The following is a 21,810-nucleotide window of genomic DNA, read 5'->3' as shown; positions in this document are numbered from 1 at the left end:
TTATTAATAAATATAATATTTGCAATTATCGTATTTATACCTTATTCTAGTATAAAACTAAGTGGAGGCTACTATGGAAATCGATAAAAATGAAGTTTTAAGATATTTGGGATATAAAAACCAAAAGATAGATAAAAATATGACAAATTTAATTGATGAATGCACAAGAGAAATAATTGATATAAGCGAAGCTAGTTCAGTATATGAAATTTTTGATATTGAAAGAAAAAATGGTTTTCTTTTTCTATTAGGTAGCACTTTAGTTTTAAAAGATAATGATATAAAAGATCTTCTAATAAACTCTGACAAGTGCGTCGTTATGGCTGCGACTCTCGGAACGGCTGTGGATAGCAGACTAGCCTACTACTCAAGATTTGATATAACAAAGGGTGTAATTATGGATGCCTGCGCAAGCACAGCAATAGAGTATGTTTGTGATGATCTCCAAGATGAAATCATGAAAAATTCATTAAAAGAAGACCTATATATTACAACTAGATATAGTCCAGGTTATGGAGACTTCGCTATTGATAATGGAGTCGAAATACTAAATGTATTGGATGCATATAAAAAAATAGGACTATCTATTACTGAAAATAGTATAATGCTTCCAAGGAAATCTGTAACCGCACTTATAGGCCTTAGTAAGACTAAAAATTTAAAAAAGCGTACTGGATGCGCAAGTTGTAAAAATGTAGGTTGTGAATTCAGAAAGGATGGTGGATGTTGTGAATAAAAAAATAAATTTTAATGATTTTTTATTATTTGATGGTGCTATGGGAACAATGCTCCAAAAATATGGAATTAAAAGGGGTGAATTACCCGAAAGTTATAATGTATTGCACCCAGAAATCATAGAAAAAATACATTTAGAATACCTAGGTGTAGGTAGTGATGTCATAACCACCAATACTTTTGGTGCAAATAGATATAAACTTAAAAATACATTATACAGTGTGGAAGATATTGTTGGAAGTGCTGTAAGGATAGCAAGAAGTGCTGCTAAAGATAAACTTGTTGCACTTGATATTGGGCCCATAGGTCAATTGATGGAGCCACTTGGAACATTATCATTTAATGATGCCTATGATACTTTTGCTGAGCAAATTATAATTGGTGCAAGAGAAGGTGCAGATATAATAATAATCGAGACAATGTCAGATATTTATGAGGCCAAAGCCGCCATTCTTGCAGCAAAGGAAAATAGTAGTCTGCCAGTTATATGTACAATGTCTTATCAGGATAATGGAAGAACATTAACTGGTACGGACCCAATAACTATGGTTAATGTAATTCAAAGCCTTGGAGTAGATGCACTTGGCGTAAATTGCTCTCTCGGACCAAATGAAATGCTTCCAATAATTACAGAAATACTTAAGTACTCAAGTATACCAGTTATAGTTCAACCTAATGCTGGTCTTCCTAAACTTAAAAACGGAGAAGCATTTTATGATGTTAACGCACATGAGTTTGCACAGTACGCAAAAATCATGGCAGAGATGGGTGTTACAATATTAGGTGGTTGCTGTGGAACCACAAGTCAGCACATAAAAGATATATCTGATATGTTAAAAGATTTGAAACCTGTAAAACATGATGTTAAAAAATTTACAGCTGTTAGTTCGCCTTCCTTAACAGTAGTACTTGGAGAAGATATAAGAGTTATTGGCGAGCGAATAAATCCTACAGGCAAAAAAAAGCTTAAAGAAGCATTAAAAAATAATAATTTGGACTATATACTACAAGAAGGCATAAATCAAAGAGATGCAGGAGCAGATATACTAGATGTTAATGTAGGACTTCCGGAAATTGACGAGCTCGCAGTTATGGTTGAAACTATTAAAGAGCTACAAAGCATTGTTAATCTTCCACTTCAAATTGATAGTGTACGGCCTGATGTAATTGAAGCAGCAGTTAGAATCTATAACGGGAAACCACTAATAAATTCTGTTAATGGTAAAGATGAAACAATGGAATCAGTATTTCCAATAGTTAAAAAATATGGTGCATGTGTAATTGGACTTACCATTGATGAGGATGGAATTCCCTCTACAGCTGAAGGTAGACTTAAGGTAGCTCAAAAAATTGTTAAAAGAGCAGCCGAATACGGAATAGATAAATCAGATATTATTATAGATTGTCTTGTTTTAACTGCCTCTGCTCAACAAAGCGAGGTTAAAGAAACTATTAGAGCCGTGCAGCTTGTTAAAAACACACTAGGCGTTAAAACTACTCTTGGTGTAAGTAATGTATCCTTTGGTTTACCTCGTAGGGGAATATTAAATAGAACCTTCCTTGCTGCTGCCTTAACTGCTGGACTTGATGCTCCAATACTCAATCCTCTATCTGAGGATATGATGTCCACGATTAATGCATTTAATGTTTTATGGAATAATGACATAGCATCAAAAAAATATATAGATATTTACTCAACCTATGAGGGAAAACAGACAAGTAAAGAAATTACTACAAATAAAGATTTAAAGAGCATCATTATTGATGGTATGAAGGAAGAAGCTTCAAAAATAACAAAAGAGCTCCTAAAAACTATGACTGAAATGGAAGTTGTAAATAACTATTTAATCCCCTCACTTGATATTGTAGGCCAAAAATATGAAAGTGGAGAAATATTTCTTCCCCAATTGTTACAATCTGCAGATACAGTAAAAAAATCTTTCCAGATAATTAAAGAAAGAATGATGGCAAGTACTGAGAAAAAAATTAGTAAAGGTACAATCGTTCTTGCAACTGTCCGTGGAGACATTCACGATATTGGTAAAAATATAGTTAAAATTCTACTCGAAAATTATGGATTTGATGTAATAGATCTTGGAAAAGATGTACACGAGGATGTTGTTGTAGACGCAGTACGTAATGGTAATATTAAATTAGTTGGTTTAAGTGCACTTATGACCACCACTGTTAGAAGCATGGGTGAAACAATAAAGGCGCTTCGTGACAATAACCTTGATTGCACTGTTCTTGTTGGAGGCGCAGTTTTAAATGAAGAGTATGCTAAAATGATTGGCGCAGATTATTATGCAAAAGACGCAACACAAACTGTGAAATTTGCCAGAAAATTATTCGAATGTGAATGATGGTGCTACCCCTATGACCTTTATCTGACGTAACTTGAAATAAGAGTTTGAAACGTGAAATTTCATTAATAAATTCTAATCTTTTGCTAATATAAAATTTCAATGTTTCTACTCTTCTTATTTCAAGTCGCTCTGGATAAAGTTCATGGGATTATCCATCGTAATTCAGCTTTAAATAACGTGCTTTTGTACTGTTTCATTTACTTTTGATTTTAATTCTTCTTTTATAGTAAACTCAAAACTGTAATTGGTTTTGAAAAATGTACTGACTTTAAATTGAATAGTAGTTGGTAATATCCAACTATAACTTTTAACTTTAGACCATTTATAAAAGTTTCCAGAGCCATATATCCCGTTTTCTCTTATTTCTGAACTATGTGAACCCCTTATTATATTATAAATTGAGATTTCAATCCAAAATATGTCCATTAAAATATTATCATAAGTGTTATCCATATAATGAAGATACCCTAATATGCACCATGAGATAATCATCACAGCCCAAAGGATAGACCAAATGGTAGCCCAAATTCTATTTTTGTTTGTGTTTATAATAAGTTTTCCATGTTGGCTTACTGTATATAATTCTCTGGACATCATTAAAAAAGCAATAATATCCATAATAAGGGTTATTTTTATTATAGTATCCATTCATATCCCCTCCAAAAAATCCATTTTTCATCACTAACACCACTAAAATTATAACATATTTTCTATATTTTTAAATACAGATTATTACTATAGTATATCGATTATCATATCAAATAGCACATAATCTTATGAAGATAAATATAGCATTACCAATAAAAAATAACATGCTAATTATGGTGTTAATTAACATGTTATACTTTAGTTTATCAACTCTTCTTGAATCTCGATTTAACCGCTCGCTTTACAACATCAAAAAAACTTAACGAATTAACCATATTATTTGGGTCAACATATTTTCGAATAGCACGAAGCACTCTTTTGGGATCTTTAGAAGAAAAAATATAGTTAACATTTTTCTTATTTTTAATCGCATATCGTGGAATCCACTTTCCCTTTAGCATTACGGACGCAATGACCTTATCAACTTCTTCCCAAGGAATTTGAACATTTTTGCGAGAATCACGAGAACTATAAAACTCAAACCCTTTGTCGCCGATCATAATTTTCCCATAATCTGTAGAGCCTGTAAGCCATGTTGCCTCAATTACTAGATCCACCTTTGTATTGAGTGATTGAATCATACGATCTACCTCTTTTCTATTTATGCACACATTTGTTTCTATTAATTAATCTTTTTACCTCTTGACTATAATATATAATATACATTCTTAAGATGAAATAATCAAGTACTACAAATCACAACCATCAAAATAGTTTTAGTAATAAAAAAACCCAGGCCAAAAGCCCAGGTTGAGTAAAAAAATTACATTAAACCGATTAAGTGGAAAACAATACCCACTGCGAACAGTCCAAAAATAATTGTAATTGGAGATACTTTCTTCTTAAGCAACCACATACAAAGTAATGTCAATCCTAATCCTGCAAGTCCAGGAATCAAAGAATCCAAGTTATTTTGTAGTGTAGTAACCTTATCAGGAGTTAATGACAAACCGCCTTTTTGTTGCAAAAGAGCTTGTTTAATACCTTCTGCTCCAGCAGGTATTTTGCTCCAATCAATGAAAGCACCATTAGCTAACTTAACTGTTGATACTATAGGTGTAAATACAACAGTTACCCATCTGTTAACTAATGATCCCAAAATGAACATACCAAGTATGGATGCTCCTTTTGTAACATCTTGTAGTAAATTACCTGATACATCATCAGTAATTTTAGAACCTGCTTTGTAACCAAACTCTTGTGTATACCATGTAAATGACATACGGATGGCATTCCAAACTACGAAAAAGATAATTGGTCCAAGTATGTTACCAGCCATAGCAAGAGAACCAGCTAATGCCCCTAAAATCGGTCTAACAGTAAACCAGAACACCGGATCACCAATACCAGCTAAAGGTCCCATCATACCAATTTTAACACCTTGAATAGTTATGTCATCAATTGGTAAACCATTTGCACGGTCTTCTTCTAATGCTAATGTTACACCAATGATTGGTGAAGCCACATATGGATGAGTGTTAAAGAACTCCAAGTGACGTTTTAGTGCAGCTGCACGATCTTCTTTAGTCTTATATAATTTTTTGATTGCGGGTATTAATGCATATGCCCAGCCACCGTTTTGCATTCTTTCGTAGTTCCAAGAACCTTGAATGAAAGTTGAATGCCACCAAACAGAAATACGATCTTTTTTTGTTAATTTTAATTTATTTACCATTTTAGTATTCCCCCCTTTCTTAGTAAGTGTCAATAATATCGCCTAATGGATCACCAGTATTTGAGCTTCCACCATTACCTGAGCCACCTTGTTTAGTAAGCTTTAAGTAAATAAGAGCCACACATACACCGATTGCTCCTAGTCCGATAAGTGTAATTTGTGAAATAGTTGCAAGTACAAAACCAATTGCAAAGAATGGCCATACTTCTTTTGTAGCCATCATGTTGATTACCATTGCATAACCAACAGCTACGACCATTCCACCACCGATTGCGAGTCCACCTGTGAGCCATGTAGGCATAAGTTCAAGTGCTGTCTTAATCGGACCAGCACCAACTGCTAAAATCAAGGCTGCTGGGATTGCATTACGTAAACCCTGCATGCAAATAGCAATTATATGCCACATTTCAACTTTTCCGATATTTCCTTCTTTAGCAGCAGCATCCATAAAATGTGCAAACGCTGTAGCAATTGTACGACAAAGAATTGTTAATAATAGACCTGCAACTGCTAGTGGAACCGCAATAGCGATAGCTGCTGGAACTCCTGCTACGCCTTGTCCACCAAGAACTAAAATAATTGCGGATGCAACAGATGCAAGTGCTGCATCTGGTGCTACGGCAGCACCTATGTTTGCCCAACCTAAAGCAATCATTTGAAGACTACCACCTAAAATTAGGCATGGTAATAAGTTACCTGTAACTAAGCCGATTAACGTACATGCAATTACTGGTTGATGGAAATCAAATGCATCCAAGACACCTTCCATACCAGCTAGAAATGCCACGATAACGACTAATATCATTTGGATTATATTTATATCCATGATTATTAATCCCCCTTTTTCATTTAAAATAGTTAAATAGTTAAATTATTTCAGTTTATTTAATTCTGCTTGTGCTTTTCTAAGAATTTCGTCCATATTTCCCTTTGAATCATTTGGAACTTTACGAACATCAAAAGTAAGTCCAGCTTGTTTAAGCTTCTTGAAGGTATCAATATCATCTTGATTAAAAGCAAGTACTTTGTTTGGTTGAACTTTACCTATAGCATGAGCCATAGAGCCAATATTGATTGTCTTAAGTGGTACTCCACCTTCTACTGCACGAAGTACATCTTGTGGATTTTCAAAAAGAAGCAATGCACGTTGTCCGCCAAATTGTTTATCATTTTTTGCAAGTTTAATCATTTGACTAACTGGAACAACATGAGCTTTAACACCTGGAGGAGCAGCTTGCGTTATCAATTTACTACGAAGTTCATCTTTGGCTACTGCATCTGATACTACAATAATTCGTGTAGGTAGAACATCTTTTGACCAAGCAGTGGCTATTTGTCCATGAAGTAAACGAGAGTCAATACGAGCTAAAACATATTCGAATGATCCAGGTGCACCTGCATTAGAAACTCCTGCGTTTGCTTGCGAAGATTTACCATTATCTGCTGGTTCTAATTCTTCAGGCTTAACTTTAATGCCTTCTTTAGCTGACTTTAAGATAAAAGCTGCAATTTCCTGTGCAGATTCCATTGAAGAACGTGAAGAATAAGCTTCAATCACCATCGGTAGATTCATACCAGCTACGATCGCCCATTTGTCTTTGTGTTCTTCAAATAGACTATTCGCTTGGTTGAATGGTGTACCGCCCCAAAGATCAACTAGTATTAAAACCTCATCTTGGTTGTCAAAGGATGCGATTGCGTCTTTCATTTTTGCTTTAAGATCATCAGGTCCTTCACTAGGCATCAACGTAACTGCTTGCACGTTTTCTTGTTCTCCGAAAATCATCGAACCAGATTGCAAGATGCCTTTAGCAAATTCTCCGTGACTAGCAAGAATTATTCCTACCATCTTTTATACCTCCTATTTTTTATTTGTTACAGTAAAATTTATATAAAAGTTTTTAAAAAAACCTGTAACCAAAATTATTGTAGTTCATTACAAGCAATCGTAACGATTACAACTAAAACCCATTAAATCTTATAGTTTTGACATTAAATCTACTTTTGAATCTGAAGAAATTTTTCTTATTTCTAATTCAATGCCTCTTTCATTTAATTCTTTGAAAGCTTTAATATCAGTTTCATCTACTGATACTACACTAGTTATTTGTTTCTTTCCTGCTTGAAATGACATACCACCAATATTTACACTCTTTATGGCTACTCCGCCTTCAACCATTCTTACAACATCAGTTGGATTAGTGAATAAAAATAGCACTCTATCATTTTTGTATTTGGGAATATTATAAGCTCTTATTGCTTCATCAATTCCTACAACACTTGATTTAATTCCTGGAGGTGCAACTTGTTCCAAAAGTGTCTTTCTGATTGAGTCCATCGTTACATCATCATTACATACAATTATTCTTTGACATTTTGTGGCTTTCGACCAAATTGTTGCTACTTGACCATGTATTAATCTGTCATCAATTCTTGCAAGCACTATATTCATTATAAATCATCTCCTTATCAACACTTTCACCTAAGTTGTCTTACTATTCATATAGCAACTGTTGTGCCAAAATAGTGTATTATTTATTATATTTGTGTTAACTCTTTTAAAATAGCCATTTTTTATTTCAAATTTTTTTTATTTTTTTTATATTAATACACTTCTTTTTTAATTTCAATACTAACTTTAGTTTTTCGCCTATAAAAAAGTGTATCAAAAGAGAAGTGTATCAGTATATTATCTTCTATTCTATCATTTCTACTAAAAATAATATTTCATCTTCAGTTAAACTTATGTTTATTGCATCTCTAAATACTTTAGTCGCCTCTGTAATAATCTCTATCAAGTGTTCATTTAGCTTAACTTTTTCTCTCTTATACTTTAACCCGTCCTTTATTACCATTCTCTCTAGTGCACAACCTACATGCACCATTATTCTTATTTTGGTTGCATTGTTAAAGCTTACTTTTGTGTTTTCTTCTAAAAGATTTACAAATTGATACAATAGACTTATTATTTTAGAAGGATTTAAATAAGTTAAAAATTGATTTAAACTGTCTTCGCATAAATCCTTAACTACTGTATTTTCATGGCCTTTTTCAATTTTAAAGTTTTTTTTCTGTATTATACTCATTAAAATGTTTTCACCGTTACCGCTAATTAGCTCTTCAAGAGAGATAAAGGTCGCTTCTATTTTAGGATTTATTATGCCAACAGAAGCTATAATAGTATGGTTGTTTTTTATTTTTATTATTTCCTTTTCTATGTCTTTTATGCTTATCGGAAAAATTTCAATTTCTTTTTCATCTGTACTTCTAACAATGTTCTCCACAAGTTCTTTTAGCTTTACTGCAGTCCCCTCGCCAGTTGCGCATATTGTTATTATTGCCCTTTTCTTATTTGCATCGTCTTTATTAATACCTTTTTCTTCTTCCTCAATCTTTGAATATCCTCTAAATTGCTTTAGAGAATTATATAAGGCATCTAAGTTCATATCTAAAATAGTTGCTTTCCTTATGGCTTCTAATACTAATGAGGTAGTAACCATATCTAGTGTCTTAACCTTTATATCTGTTTTTTCCATTATTATAGACTCAAAGTTAACAAGTGAACCCATATCCACAAGTAATAGGACACCCTTACCCATATCTATTTCCCTAACCTTTTCAATAACTTCATCTAACGTTTTAGTAGGACTAACTTCGAGTGGCATATCTATTGCTTCGATTACAGCCTCCCCTAGAAGCTGCCTTGCCACGTTAACCATACTACTTGCTGTGCTGCTTCCATGTGCTGCTACAATTATTGCCACATGCTGATTTGTTTGTTCTTCCGTAATAGAACTGATTAACAATGTAAGATATATTACTTCAATCTTTGGAACAACCACATTATATTTTTTTTCGACCATTCCCTTTACGTCTACTGCAATATTAAATTCTGTACGTTTATCATCTATTATGCCCTCTATATTTTTGTACTTAAGATTTTGATGATTACTTAATCTGTTTAAAAATGAACTTAAATGTAGACTTAATGCATATAAAAATCTATCAGTTAGTGTTTTATCAAGCTTTTTCTCAATCATATCCATTATTTCTTCCGAAAATTCAAGAATGTCTTCATCTACTATTTTTAATATTTTACTTCTACCATCCTCATCACTTTTAACCTTGTTATAAAAGGATTTAATGTGCACATTAATATCAGTTGTAATAAAATTGTTTATATATTCCTCATCTGCACCTCCTTTTTTAAGTATTGCTGCCTTATCTTCTATTATCTTGTATAAATTAAAAGGTGGATCATAAGGATCTTTTTCAATTAATACACTGTGACCTTCTGGAGTAACTATTAGCTTGGAATCTAAATATCCAGATATTTCTTCCATTTCTTTACGTTTGCCGCTTAGATAAAATAATCCACTTTTAATATCTGAAGGCAGCGATTTAAAATCTATTTCTATAAAATCCTTATTATTGATACTATTTAAAAAACCCTTAGCGCAAATAAGTTGAATATTTGATTTCATCTGACCAATATTTCCATAAGATGTGCTTCCAATAATCGCCTTTACTGCTTCGTCTTCAATTTTTATTACTTTGTTTACTCTATGTGCCTCATTGGCTAATAAAAATTTGATAAAATCAACTTTATCACTTGCTGTCCTTTTATCAAAGTTAGGAATAGTTATAATTATTGGTATTCTTCTTACAAATGTCTTTAGTAGTGATGAATTGGGATCCTCCGTAGTTGCTCCAATTATTAAAACGCAGGATTTTCTGTTTCTCTCTGTCTCACCTAATCTATTAAACATACCTGTATCCATAAAATAAAACAACATTTCCTGCCCTTCTGGTGGTAATCTGTGTATTTCATCTAGAAATAATATACCTGTATCTGCTTTTTCAACAATCCCAGCCTTTTCGCTATCAGCACCGGTGTATGCTCCTTTAATATGTCCAAACAGATGTGATATTAAAAGTTGAGGATTATTATAATAATCAGCACAATTAAATACTATAAACGGTGATTTTTCATCCAATTTTTTCGAATACTTTGCTTGTTTGTACATCATATTTGCAAACAAGGTTTTGCCAACTCCTGTTTGACCAACAATTAATGTGTGCAAACCATTTGGAGGATAAAGTATTGCAGCTTTTGCCTGTTCAATTTGATTTTTAAGACTAGTTTTTGCTCCAATAAGTTTATCAAAAGGACATTCTTCCTTACTAGTTTCATTTTTTTTAAGGAATAATTCATTTAAATTTTTTACTTCTAATGGCCCAACTGGCAACTTTTTATTCAATATTCTTTCTAAACAAGCATTATCAACGTATAACACAGGTCTAGATTTTATTTTTATTATTCTATCTCGCCTAAGCAATTCATTTAGTTCCATACTTACGTTATTTCTTAAAATATCTAAACTCTGAGATATTTCAGTTGCGCTAAAACCGATTTTTTCCTCTAAGTTTTCACGATTAAACTTTTCTGTTTTTCCAGCAATATACTCATAGACTTTTTCGCTTCTCTTCAAATTACCACCCCCAAAGATTAATAAGATTAATAAGATTAATAAGATTAATAAGATTAATACACTTAATACATTTAATACACTTTCTTTATTATAAACTGTATTGAAATACATATTCAAGTTTTAAGTGTAAAAAAAAGCTTCTTAGCATCAATATTTTAATTTCAATGCTAAAAAGTGTCAATTTAAATTATTAAGTATAAATTTCTTTATAGCTTGGTTGTACTCTGAATAAACTCTTCTTTTATCTTTGAAAGCAAATCTCTATTCGTAATAACATCATATCCTGTTAGAGCTAGCGCTGTCGCCCCTATAATTAAAGCATTATGTGCCTGATTTGTTATTGTCGCTTTAGCCATTTCCTTTGTATGTAAAATTAAGTTTGGATTACCTATTCCAAGTAGCGGATGAATTGACGGCACAATATAGCTTACATTCCCCATATCTAAAGATCCAATATTCTCTGGTGGGTTAATATCTGTTATACCAAGACTTCTCAAATTATCATTAAATGTATCAGACAGGTTTTCATTTGTGTTCATATCATCAAATGGCGATTCATATAAACTAATTTCAAGAGTTGCCCCAGTCATAAGTGCTGCTCCACTCGCAATATTTTTCACCTTTTGAATTACTTCCCTTAAGTAACTTTTCTTAAGAGCCCTTACATAAAATTTTGCAACTGCTCTACCTGGTACTATGTTTGCAGCAATGCCCCCTTCACTTATAATCCCATGGATCCGTACATCAGATGTTACATGTTGCCTTATAGCATTTACGCCATTAAACATTAATATAACGGCATCCAAAGCATTAATTCCTTCTTCAGGCGAACTTGATGCATGACTAGACCTCCCAGTAAATTCAAACTGTAGTGCCTCCATTGCAAGTGACGGACCACTTTTACATGTTTTACCATATGGATGTATTATCATAGCAACATCAACATTGTCAAATACCCCTTGCTTTGCCATGTCACTTTTCGCACCATTTGTTTCCTCAGCAGGAGTTCCATAAACCTCTATTTTACCACCTACTTCCTCTAATACCTTACTTAAACCTATCGCCGCACCAATACCAATTACGCCAATCATATCGTGACCACACCCATGCCCTATTTCTGGCAGTGCATCATACTCACATAAAAAGGCAATAGTTGGACCTTTTTTATTACTGTCATATACTGCTTTAAATGCAGTTTTTCTATTTGCTATTCCAACTTCGATTTTAAACGAATATTCAGATAATAAAGATGTTAATTTGTAAACAGCATTAAATTCTTCATTTCCTAGTTCTGGATTATAATAAATGAAATCATTTATTTCCCATAGTTTTTCTTTTATACTATTAACTTGCTTAATAATTTGATCTTTCATTTATTTATACTCCTTTTTACAAAAACAACTAACAAATAGTTAGTTGTTTTGTATTGTTCATCTTATTATATTAATTAAATGATTCTATTCTTATTATGCTTTCTATTTCATTAACATTTTCTAGTTCTTTTATTTTCTTAAGTGACTCTCTTATATTTCTTTCTGAACTTTTATGTGTAATAAATGCTAATAATACATACTCTTTATGAACTACATCTTGAGTAAGAGATGTGATGCTAACATTATTTTTCCCAAATATTTTCGCTGTATCTCCTAAAACTCCGGCCCTATCTTTAACATTAAGCCTTATATAAAATTCTGATTCGTTTTCATCCGAGTTTTTAACTTCTTTAAAATCTTCCTCGCCACTAATAGCCTTTAAGTCAGAAGGTTTTACGTTATTTCGAAGTATAGATATTATATCACCTACAACTGCACTACCAGTTGGCAAATCTCCTGCTCCTTTTCCGTACAACATTAATTCTCCAACTGCATTTCCTTTTATTAAGATCGCATTAAATACATCATTTACATTTGCCATTGGGTGGTTTGATGGTATTAATGTTGGATGAACTCTAAGCTCTAACTTATTATTTTCTTCCTTTGCTATTGCTAAAAGTTTTATTGTATAACCGAACTTTTGCGCATATTCTATATCCACAGCGCTTATATTCCTTATACCTTCCCTATAAATACAATCATGATCAACCTTAGTTCCAAATGCTAGCGAAGCCATTATAGCAAGCTTATATACAGCGTCAAAACCATCAACATCAGATGTTGGATCAGCCTCAGCATATCCCTTATCTTGAGCCTCTTTTAATGCCTCATCAAAACTAATTCCGTCGTTTGTCATTTTACTTAATATATAATTAGTTGTTCCATTTATAATTCCAATTATCTGCTCAATTCTATTAGCTGTAAGGCTCTCATTAATTTCTCGTATTATTGGTATTCCACCAGCCACACTTGCCTCATAATAAAACAGAACATTTTCTTCTTCTGCTATTTTAAATAACTCTTCGCCCCAATTTGCAACAACTAATTTATTTGCAGTTACAATATGTTTTTTAGCTTTCATAGCTCTTATCATATATTCCTTAGCCTGGCCACGTCCACCAATAAGTTCAACTACAATTTTTATACTATCATCATTAATAATATCATCAATATTATTTGTTAATACTCCCTTAGGCAATTCAATTTCTCTCTTCTTATTTATGTCACTTACTAGTATTTTAGCTACCTCTATATCATAATTTGATCGTTTCATTATTTCTTTCCGATTTTCTTGTAGTATCTTCCACACACCTGTTCCAACATTTCCAAAACCTAAAATTGCTATTTTTACCTTTTCCATATTAATTTCCTCCTTAAATATAACTTCCTCATCCAATGCTTTAATTTTCGAATGCCTTATACACTGCCCTTATTGCACTTTCAAAATCTTCGTTTTCTACGCCAACAATTATGCTCATCTCACTGGACCCTTGGTTTATCATTCTAATATTTATATTATCTTTTTCTAATGAACTAAATACTCTGGCAGATACCCCCCTGGTCTTTATCATTCCCTCTCCAACAACTGCTATCAATGCCATATTAGGATGTACTATTATTGAATCTGGATTACACTGTTTTTCAATTTCTTCTAATATTTTATCAGTTTTGTTTTCCAGTTCAGAATCATCAATTACTAGTGAAATGGAATCTATCCCTGATGGCATATGCTCAAATGCTACACAATTACTTTCAAGAACTGTAAGAACCCTTCTACAATAACCTATATCTTTATCCATAAGCGTCTTTTCTATAGCAATTACTGTAAAATCTTTTTTTCCTGCTATACCTGTAATATTACCGGATTTTACTTCTATTTTATCATTTAAAATAAAGGTTCCCTTTTCTTCTGGCTTATTAGTATTTTTTATATTTATTGGAATCCCCTCATTCTTAACAGGGAAAACTGCTTCTTCATGAAAAACATGTGCACCCATATAAGATAGTTCCCTAAGTTCTTTATATGTTACCTCTTTAATAGGTTTAGGGTTATTAACAATACTTGGATCCGCCATTAAGAAACCTGACACATCAGTCCAATTTTCATAAACTACTGCCCCTACCCCCTTAGCAATTATTGCCCCAGTAATGTCAGAACCGCCTCTTGAAAAGGTTCTTATCTTTCCATCACCAGACGCGCCATAAAATCCCGGAATTACCGCTTTCTTAACTTTTGATAGTCTAATTTCTATAGCAGCGTATGTTGCTTTTTCATCTAATCGTCCATCTTTTGTAAAAACAATAAGCTCAGCGGCATCAACAAATTCATACCCCAAATACTCAGCAAGCATTAATGCATTTAGATATTCTCCCCTGCTTGCAACATAGTCTTCTGAAGCACCATCAATTATTTTTTTCTTAAGGATCTTTAAATATTCTAACATATTAATGGAAAGCTTTAATTCACTACACAAACTAATATATCTTTCTTCAATTAATTTGAATAATTCATCAAATGGCAATGATTTTTCAACATGCTCGTGACACAAATACAAAAGATCTGTAATTTTATAATCACTTTTACTTCTCTTACCTGGAGCTGAAGGTACAATATAACACCTCATATCATCTGATAAAACAATGTCTTTTACTTTTTGAAATTGTCCGCTATCACATAATGAACTCCCACCAAATTTTGAAACTTTAACTTGCATAATTTTTACCCCCTACTGTCTTAATTTAAAAAGTCATGAATTACAACTTATAGAAGGCAACCCTATATTACCTTTTATAAAAAAGTTCATCAGCATATAATATACTTGAACTTATTTTATAACTATATTAACATCGTAAATTAGTATTGAATTAATTATACTCGTTTTTTCTAAAATGTCACATGATTTTTATGTCTTTTGGCGAAATATTCTGTTTTTATTGGTTTGTTCGATTTTAATTTCAAATTATTATTTAAAAAACTGATGTTTATTAATAATTTAAGGCTAAATCACCCTTTACTTTAACAGAAAAAGCTGCGAAGTAACACTTCACAGCTTTTTCATTTATTCGATTATAACATTATATATATTTACTGGATACCATATTCACCAATTTATTGTGCTTGTTTTAGTAATTCAGTTGGTTTCATACCTTTTATCATTAATTTTATAATAGTAGCTTTTATCTCATTATATTTATTAAAGATAATTTCAGCTTTTTCAATATCATGATATACCTTCCAATAACCAACCATCTTGCACTTCTCATTTGGACAGTCAACAAAAGATACTACATCCTCAAGCGGATATCCCAAAAATATTCCAATCTCATGAGGACATATTTTTTGGAATCTTTTCCCTAATAATATTAAACACTGTTTTATATTCATGTTTTCCGTGTATCCAAACCTTTTTAGAAATAACATGCTTTTATTATCTTTTATACTTGCCTCCATTTTTTCTTTATTATAAAATAATACAAATGTATTTGTTGTATCCTTTTTTAATTCAAAGTAATCAATATCTAGTTTTTCTTTCACTTCATTTTTATATTTTTCCCATATGTTGTTTAAGTTTCTATTACTATTACTAAAATTAATTAAAGAGGATGTCTTATGTTTTGTTATAGTTGGTGCTGCATTTCGTATTATTACTGAAAATAAATACTCCAAATCATCATACTCATTTACAATAGAGAGTAATCCTTTTAACTCTTCTAATCCCATAAACATCCTCCATTAATTTTATTTTAAATTTTTCTTACCCTTTTGCTAAAAGTTCACCGATTTCCCTGCACTTTTCAATGCCTTCTTTATCAGCATCATTATTAATTATAAGTCCATCTGCTATAAGCTTTGCACCATACCCTTCCATTCTTTCTTGCCAACTATCCATCCATTCTCCACTACCCCATCCGTAAGAACCAAATAGTATTGTACTTTTACCTGTTACGATACTCGCAATTGATTCGATAAATGGTTCCATTTCTCCTTCCTCAAGTTGCTCTGATCCCATAGATGGGCATCCCAAAGCCACAGCATCTGCATTTATTACATCCTCCACTTTTGCATCAAATACATTAATTAATTTAACATTAACATCTTCAACTTTTTTTACACCATCCACGATACCCTCAGCCATAGCCTCTGTATTTCCTGTTCCACTCCAATAAATAACTACTACATTTTTCATATTCTTTTCCTCCTCATATATAATTTTATGTACATCCATATAACTATTGCTCATCTATATAAACACTGTCTAGAATATAGTGTTTTTAGGCTTTAAAAATCTTCTTACTGTATCTATATTTTCTTCAATATATTGGACTATCACAGGATCAAACATTAATCCCGAATTAATAGTAATTTCTTTAATACACTCTTCAAACCCCATAGCCTGTCTATAAGGTCTTACAGATGTCATAGCATCAATAGAATCACATACTGCAATTACTCTTGACCCGAGCGGTATATCAATTCCAGATAGTCCTTTTGGGTATCCTTTACCGTCCCATCTCTCATGATGATAGAGAACATTTTCGCTTATAGACTTTAATCCCTTTGATTTGTTTAAAATATCAAAACCTATTTTAGGATGCATTTTTATATATTCCCACTCATGAGGCAATAATTTTCCATTCTTATTTAAAATTTTATCTGGAACTCCTATCTTCCCTATATCATGCAGGTGAGCTGATATATCTATGTTTTGAAGTTCAACCCCTCTTATTCCTAGACCTTTTGAAAGTTTATATGCCATATCTGAAACTCTTTGTGAATGACCACTCGTATAAGCATCTTTGGCTTCAAGAGCTGCGACTAAGCTTTCAATTATGTCATGATATACTTCTTTATTTCTAAAAAAAGATAATAATTTTCCAAGCATTTCATATCTCCTAAGTCGCATTTTTCTAAAATTCATTTTACATTGTTCTGTATTGATATTGATTATCGTTCTTATTTATATTATAATAGTTTTATATTAGATTTATTTAACATTATTACTATGTTTTTTAAAAATATTAAGGAGATGTTATGAAAAATTTACTCAATCACACAGATCTTGCTTTAAACATCGGAAATAACAACTTAGAAACTTCAATTAACATATACACAAACAAGATAACTGTTTTTTTATCTTCATCCAATAACACAAATGAATTAAAAAAATTACTCTATTCAATTAATATCTTTATATACACCTATTTTTGCAATAACCCTTCAATAAACCTGGAGGATTTATGTTATCAAAATCTTAAGCTTATGGATACTCATCATATGAAAGATGACTTAATTTCCGTAGGAGAACAAATAATTAAAAGCTACATTGAAATTTTGCATAAGAGTAAACCAATATCTGAGAATAAAATCATAGAACATGCTTTGAGCTACATTCACTCAAATATTGAAAAAAAGATAACTCTAGAAAAAGTTGCAAACCATGTTCATATCAGTAGCAACTATTTGTGTTATCTTTTTAAAGAGAGTACTGGATTCAAATTTTGCGAGTACATAAATATATGTAGAACTAATGCAGCAAAAGATTTCTTAGACAACACTTCTTATCCACTAGAAATGATTTCTTTTAAATCCGGATTTAATAGTCAAAGTCACTTTTGCACCACTTTCAAAAAATATCTGGGTGTCTCTCCTAATGGATTTAGAAAAAGGAAACATTAATTATCCTCTCAATTAAAAAAATGGTGCGGATTTCATTCTACACCATTTTGATCTGATTTAATTTCAGGTTCTACATGGACCACTGCTTCAGTAATATTAAGCTCACTTCCCAATTTACCTTCAATTTCTTCCGTGATATTGCGGCCTTCAACTACACTTAAGTCTGCGCTAACTACAACTATTATATCAAGAAAAATATCCAATTCCTAGCTTTAATGCAGAGAGTACTATATAAGCAAGAATACTTATACGAGCGCCTCTTTCTGCAATTTTTAAATTATTATATTTTTCTTCCATGTTTTACACTCCTAGATTTATATACTATTTCACAAAATGATATTATTGTCTATTTTTTTTCCTTATTTTCATCCTATTTTTATACTTGTCATAGACATAGAACTATGTTGTATACCCTTATATATAAAATTAACTTCATCTTCTTCATCCTGTATTCCAGCTATATAGAGTAATGGTAAATAGTGTTCCTTTGTAGGTACAGATAACTTGGCACTTTTCCCTATTTTTTGATAATTTATAATTTTATCATGCTTTCTATTTAAAATAGCATCACAAATATAATTATCAAATTCAGTCGCCCATTCAAATGGAGTTGCATCCATATCATAGTCCATTATTCCTAAATTATGCACAATATCTCCACTTCCTATAATTAAAATTCCTTTTTCACGAAGTTTCGAAAGTTTTCTACCAAGATCATAATGATACTGTTCATCCCCTAATTTATTCAGACTCATTTGAAACACTGGTATATCAGCCTTAGGATACAAATGCGATAGTACAGCCCAAGCACCATGGTCCAATCCCCATTTTTCTGTTAGTATTACATGAGAATCCTTAAGTTCCTCAGCTACAATCTGTGCATATTTTTTAGATCCAGTAGGATTATATTTAATATTATACAGTTCATCTGGAAAACCATAAAAATCATAAATTTGCTCAGGTTCATCTGATGATGTAATAAATGTACCCTCAGTCTCCCAATGGGCCGAGATTACTAAAATAGCTTCAGGCCTAGGTATATTTTGAGTTAATTGACGTATAGCCTCTGTATATTCATTATTTAATACTGCATTCATAGGACTACCGTGACCAATAAATAATACTGGCATTTTTTTGTTCATTATAAATTACCCCCTATTTGTATAATAAAAAACGAGACCCTTAACATAATTCAATAGAATTATGTTAAAAGTCTCGTTACCTTTAAGGTCATAAAGCCAGGTGTTATATACACCAGTATGTTGACTTTATTGTTATAACTACTCCCTCTTAACAATTCAATTATATAAAAATATTACTCTTTATTTCTGATGTATTTAAGACTTATACTTGGATTACTAGTTTTCGTTGACCTAATCTCAAAAATATTTAGAGATGCAACAAACGGTGTAAGTTTTGTATACCCATAATTTCTAGTATCAAAGTCTGGATACCTTTTATTAAGAGTACTACCTAATTCCCCTAAGAATGCCCAACCATCTTCATCTGAAATCTCAGTTATAATGGTTTTAATAGCTTCTACTAACTTAATAGAGCTTATCATACCACCCTTTAAATCTTCTTGAGCTTGTGTTCCCTTAGTAATAGGTACCTCAGTATGTTTTGGTGCCATCGATGCTAATACTTCAAGATACTTAAACTTCTCGCAAGCAGAGATGAACGGCGTAGGAGTCTTCTTTTCTCCCATACCAATAACATACATACCAGCTTCCCGAAGCCTAGCTGCCAATTTAGTAAAATCACTATCACTAGATACTATACAAAATCCATCAACATTATTTGAATAGAGTATGTCCATAGCATCTATTATAAGTGCTGCATCCGTTGAATTTTTACCTGTAGTATAGCTATATTGTTGTATTGGGCTTATAGAATAATTAAGCAATACATTTTTCCATGAAGCTAGTTGAGGTTTAGTCCAATCTCCATAAATTCTTTTATACGTGGGTGTACCATGATTCGAGATTTCATCAATGATATACTTTATATATTTATCAGACACATTATCAGCATCAATCAAAACTGCAATTTTCTTATCTTTCTCCATTTTTTCTCCTTTACATTAATCTCTTTAACTTATTATAGTGCAACTCTATTAATTAGTGCATTATAATATAAGATTCTACAAGATTCTAAATATTCCTTCTTTGTTTCTAAAATACACATATGTATCTTGTATCTACTTACCTTCCATGTTTTTAACCTCTGAATGCCTTGTTATAATCTTCATTATAAATAATTTTATTATACCAGCAATAGGTACAGATAAAAGCATTCCCATTATACCTGCTATTGAACCCCCTATGGTTATTGCCATAATTACGAATATTGGATGAAGTCCCATACTGTCTCCTACAACTTTTGGTGATATAACAGCACTATCAAGTTGCTGAACTGCAAGCAGTAGAAGAACTGCCCAAACAGCCATAATTGGATTTGGACTAAGAAGACCAATAATAATTGCTGGAATACAACCAATTAGTGGACCAACATAAGGTATAATATTGGCAATACCTGCTGTTAACCCTATAAGAAAAGCAAAATCAAGTCCTATAACTGATAGTCCAATACTGCTAATTAAGCCAACTATTAACCCATCAAGCAATTGCCCTCTTATAAAGCTAGATATAATATCATTAATTTCAAATATAGTTTTATTAAGGCTGTTAAACCTTCTTTCTCTCATTATAAGTCCCACAGAATTTATATAAAGTTTCTTAAAAAAATCATGGTCCTTTAACAAATAAAAGGAAATGAATAAGCCAATAAAACTATTCACAAGAATATTGCCTATACCTGCAAATAGCATAATAATGCTATTTATAGAGACCGATAAATAGGAATATACTTGCGTTATAGCTTGAGATAAATAACCTTTTAGATCAAGAGAAAGACCACTCTGCGTAATTTTCCTGTTAATATAATCAAAAAATTCATTATATCGTTTTATATAATCAGTTATAGTTGCAAACATAACCGATAAGGTTTGATTGCTACTAATTTGTCCACCAATCATTGCATACATACTATAAATAAGTATAACAATTAATAAAATCACTACTAAATATGTTAGCAGAATACTTATCAAATGTGGCTTATATTTGAGTTTTAGTGACTTAACTAAAAAAGTATTTATAATCTTTGATAACGGATATAGTAGATAAGCAATTATGCAACCAACAATAAGTGGCGATATAATTGAAGCTATAGCATTTATTATACCAATGGTAGTTGTAAATAATACTTTGAAATTAAATACTACATTATAACTTATAAATATTAGGGTTGCCCCTAGCACAACATATAATACGCATTCAAGATACTTTTTATCTAACTTGTCTTTCAAATTTATATTCTCCTCAGTAATTATTTTTTAAAGTTATGTTATTTGAGTAATATTTATATAATATGAATAACTATAGCTAATAATAATACAAATGCCATAGTGCGGTGAACTTTAAGCCACATACCTTTTCGATTTTTATTTATAAAAGCACCATATACACCTAACAAGAATATGATGACCATAAACGATGCTGCAACTATTCCAGTTATACTAATACGACCTGCAGAAAAAGCAATGATAAAATGAGTAAGTACAGTAAATATTGCTATTGTACCTGCTATCTTATGATATTTAATAACTATTTTCATTAACTTTCTATATAAATCTACCATTGGCTTTTTTTCTTTTCCAAGTTTACTAATATATTTTTTGTTAATAAACTTCACGAAATAATTTGAAATTGCTATACCAAAACATATAACTGTTACCCAACCTAAAAATCCAAATAGCACTCTTGTTTGCATAATATAATTCCCC

At 31.7% G+C, this 21,810-nt stretch carries 21 protein-coding genes and 1 pseudogene; 3 read left to right on the top strand and 19 right to left on the bottom strand.

Features of this window, described 5'->3' with window-relative positions:
- The first annotated feature begins 73 nt into the window (after positions 1–73).
- Together A7L45_RS06975 and A7L45_RS06970 are read left to right on the top strand one after the other, a co-directional pair.
- Positions 74–736, top strand: coding sequence for a vitamin B12 dependent-methionine synthase activation domain-containing protein (locus tag A7L45_RS06975; protein WP_071612111.1), 663 nt, complete (start codon positions 74–76; stop codon positions 734–736).
- Positions 717–3,098, top strand: coding sequence for a homocysteine S-methyltransferase family protein (locus A7L45_RS06970; RefSeq protein WP_071612110.1), 2,382 nt, complete (start codon positions 717–719; stop codon positions 3,096–3,098). Before A7L45_RS06975 ends, A7L45_RS06970 begins: the two co-directional genes overlap by 20 nt.
- A 171-nt stretch (positions 3,099–3,269) precedes the next feature.
- Here A7L45_RS06970 and A7L45_RS06965 read toward each other — a convergent pair whose 3' ends face one another.
- The 13 genes from A7L45_RS06965 to A7L45_RS06905 form a co-directional block, all read right to left on the bottom strand.
- Complete coding sequence (locus tag A7L45_RS06965) at positions 3,270–3,749, bottom strand: hypothetical protein (protein ID WP_071612109.1); 480 nt, start codon at positions 3,747–3,749, stop codon at positions 3,270–3,272.
- A gap of 206 nt (positions 3,750–3,955) precedes the next feature.
- On the bottom strand, positions 3,956–4,330 hold the full coding sequence (locus A7L45_RS06960; RefSeq protein ID WP_071612108.1) for a DUF956 family protein: 375 nt from the start codon (positions 4,328–4,330) through the stop codon (positions 3,956–3,958).
- A gap of 182 nt (positions 4,331–4,512) precedes the next feature.
- Positions 4,513–5,424, bottom strand: coding sequence for a PTS system mannose/fructose/sorbose family transporter subunit IID (locus A7L45_RS06955; protein WP_071612107.1), 912 nt, complete (start codon positions 5,422–5,424; stop codon positions 4,513–4,515).
- A gap of 19 nt (positions 5,425–5,443) precedes the next feature.
- Positions 5,444–6,250: a PTS mannose/fructose/sorbose transporter subunit IIC gene (locus tag A7L45_RS06950; RefSeq protein ID WP_071612106.1), complete on the bottom strand. Its 807-nt coding sequence runs from the start codon at positions 6,248–6,250 to the stop codon at positions 5,444–5,446.
- 45 nt (positions 6,251–6,295) lie between these two features.
- Positions 6,296–7,273, bottom strand: a complete 978-nt coding sequence (locus A7L45_RS06945) for a mannose/fructose/sorbose PTS transporter subunit IIA (protein ID WP_071612105.1) — start codon at positions 7,271–7,273, stop codon at positions 6,296–6,298.
- A gap of 129 nt (positions 7,274–7,402) precedes the next feature.
- Positions 7,403–7,876 carry a mannose/fructose/sorbose PTS transporter subunit IIB gene (locus A7L45_RS06940; RefSeq protein WP_071612104.1) on the bottom strand — a complete coding sequence of 158 codons (474 nt, stop codon included), beginning with the start codon at positions 7,874–7,876 and terminating at the stop codon, positions 7,403–7,405.
- A gap of 244 nt (positions 7,877–8,120) precedes the next feature.
- The gene (locus A7L45_RS06935; protein WP_071612103.1) at positions 8,121–10,916 is read right to left on the bottom strand and encodes a sigma-54-dependent transcriptional regulator; all 2,796 of its coding nucleotides are present in this window, start codon (positions 10,914–10,916) and stop codon (positions 8,121–8,123) included.
- Positions 10,917–11,122: 206 nt separating this feature from the next.
- Complete coding sequence (locus A7L45_RS06930; protein ID WP_071612102.1) at positions 11,123–12,289, bottom strand: M20 family metallopeptidase; 1,167 nt, start codon at positions 12,287–12,289, stop codon at positions 11,123–11,125.
- 70 nt (positions 12,290–12,359) lie between these two features.
- Positions 12,360–13,649 (bottom strand): homoserine dehydrogenase, encoded by a 1,290-nt coding sequence (locus tag A7L45_RS06925; protein ID WP_071612101.1) that lies wholly within the window; start codon positions 13,647–13,649, stop codon positions 12,360–12,362.
- 40 nt (positions 13,650–13,689) lie between these two features.
- Positions 13,690–15,003: an aspartate kinase gene (locus A7L45_RS06920; RefSeq protein WP_071612100.1), complete on the bottom strand. Its 1,314-nt coding sequence runs from the start codon at positions 15,001–15,003 to the stop codon at positions 13,690–13,692.
- 395 nt (positions 15,004–15,398) lie between these two features.
- Positions 15,399–16,010, bottom strand: a complete 612-nt coding sequence (locus A7L45_RS06915; protein ID WP_071612099.1) for a DUF3793 family protein — start codon at positions 16,008–16,010, stop codon at positions 15,399–15,401.
- A 34-nt stretch (positions 16,011–16,044) separates the two neighbouring features.
- Positions 16,045–16,476, bottom strand: coding sequence for a flavodoxin (locus A7L45_RS06910; RefSeq protein ID WP_071612098.1), 432 nt, complete (start codon positions 16,474–16,476; stop codon positions 16,045–16,047).
- Between the two features lie 69 nt (positions 16,477–16,545).
- A complete protein-coding gene (locus A7L45_RS06905) occupies positions 16,546–17,172 on the bottom strand; it encodes an HD-GYP domain-containing protein (RefSeq protein WP_071612097.1) in 627 nt (208 codons plus the stop codon).
- A gap of 149 nt (positions 17,173–17,321) precedes the next feature.
- Between A7L45_RS06905 and A7L45_RS06900 the strand changes: the two genes are divergently transcribed.
- Entirely contained in the window at positions 17,322–17,966 is a 645-nt protein-coding gene (locus tag A7L45_RS06900; protein ID WP_071612096.1) for a helix-turn-helix transcriptional regulator, read from the top strand.
- 32 nt (positions 17,967–17,998) lie between these two features.
- On the opposite strand, the gene A7L45_RS06895 is transcribed toward A7L45_RS06900, so the two are convergent.
- From A7L45_RS06895 to A7L45_RS06875, 6 genes and pseudogenes are all read right to left on the bottom strand, one after another.
- Positions 17,999–18,169, bottom strand: coding sequence for a cation transporter dimerization domain-containing protein (locus A7L45_RS06895; protein WP_084647373.1), 171 nt, complete (start codon positions 18,167–18,169; stop codon positions 17,999–18,001).
- Positions 18,156–18,263, bottom strand: a pseudogene (locus A7L45_RS24200) (transporter); the annotation flags it as partial. The pseudogene A7L45_RS24200 and the gene A7L45_RS06895, both read right to left, overlap by 14 nt.
- 68 nt (positions 18,264–18,331) lie before the next feature.
- The gene (ygiD, locus tag A7L45_RS06890) at positions 18,332–19,108 is read right to left on the bottom strand and encodes a 4,5-DOPA-extradiol-dioxygenase (protein ID WP_071612095.1); all 777 of its coding nucleotides are present in this window, start codon (positions 19,106–19,108) and stop codon (positions 18,332–18,334) included.
- Between the two features lie 173 nt (positions 19,109–19,281).
- Positions 19,282–20,034, bottom strand: a complete 753-nt coding sequence (locus tag A7L45_RS06885) for an NYN domain-containing protein (RefSeq protein WP_071612094.1) — start codon at positions 20,032–20,034, stop codon at positions 19,282–19,284.
- A gap of 132 nt (positions 20,035–20,166) precedes the next feature.
- Entirely contained in the window at positions 20,167–21,333 is a 1,167-nt protein-coding gene (locus A7L45_RS06880) for an AI-2E family transporter (RefSeq protein ID WP_071612093.1), read from the bottom strand.
- A gap of 53 nt (positions 21,334–21,386) precedes the next feature.
- A complete protein-coding gene (locus A7L45_RS06875) occupies positions 21,387–21,797 on the bottom strand; it encodes a hypothetical protein (RefSeq protein WP_071612092.1) in 411 nt (136 codons plus the stop codon).
- Between the last annotated feature and the right edge of the window lie 13 nt (positions 21,798–21,810).

Origin of the sequence: Clostridium estertheticum subsp. estertheticum (genome assembly GCF_001877035.1) — a bacterium.
GTDB lineage: Bacteria > Bacillota > Clostridia > Clostridiales > Clostridiaceae > Clostridium_AD > Clostridium_AD estertheticum.
Note: the sequence above shows the minus strand (reverse complement) of the source record. Positions and strands in the feature narration are given on the sequence as shown.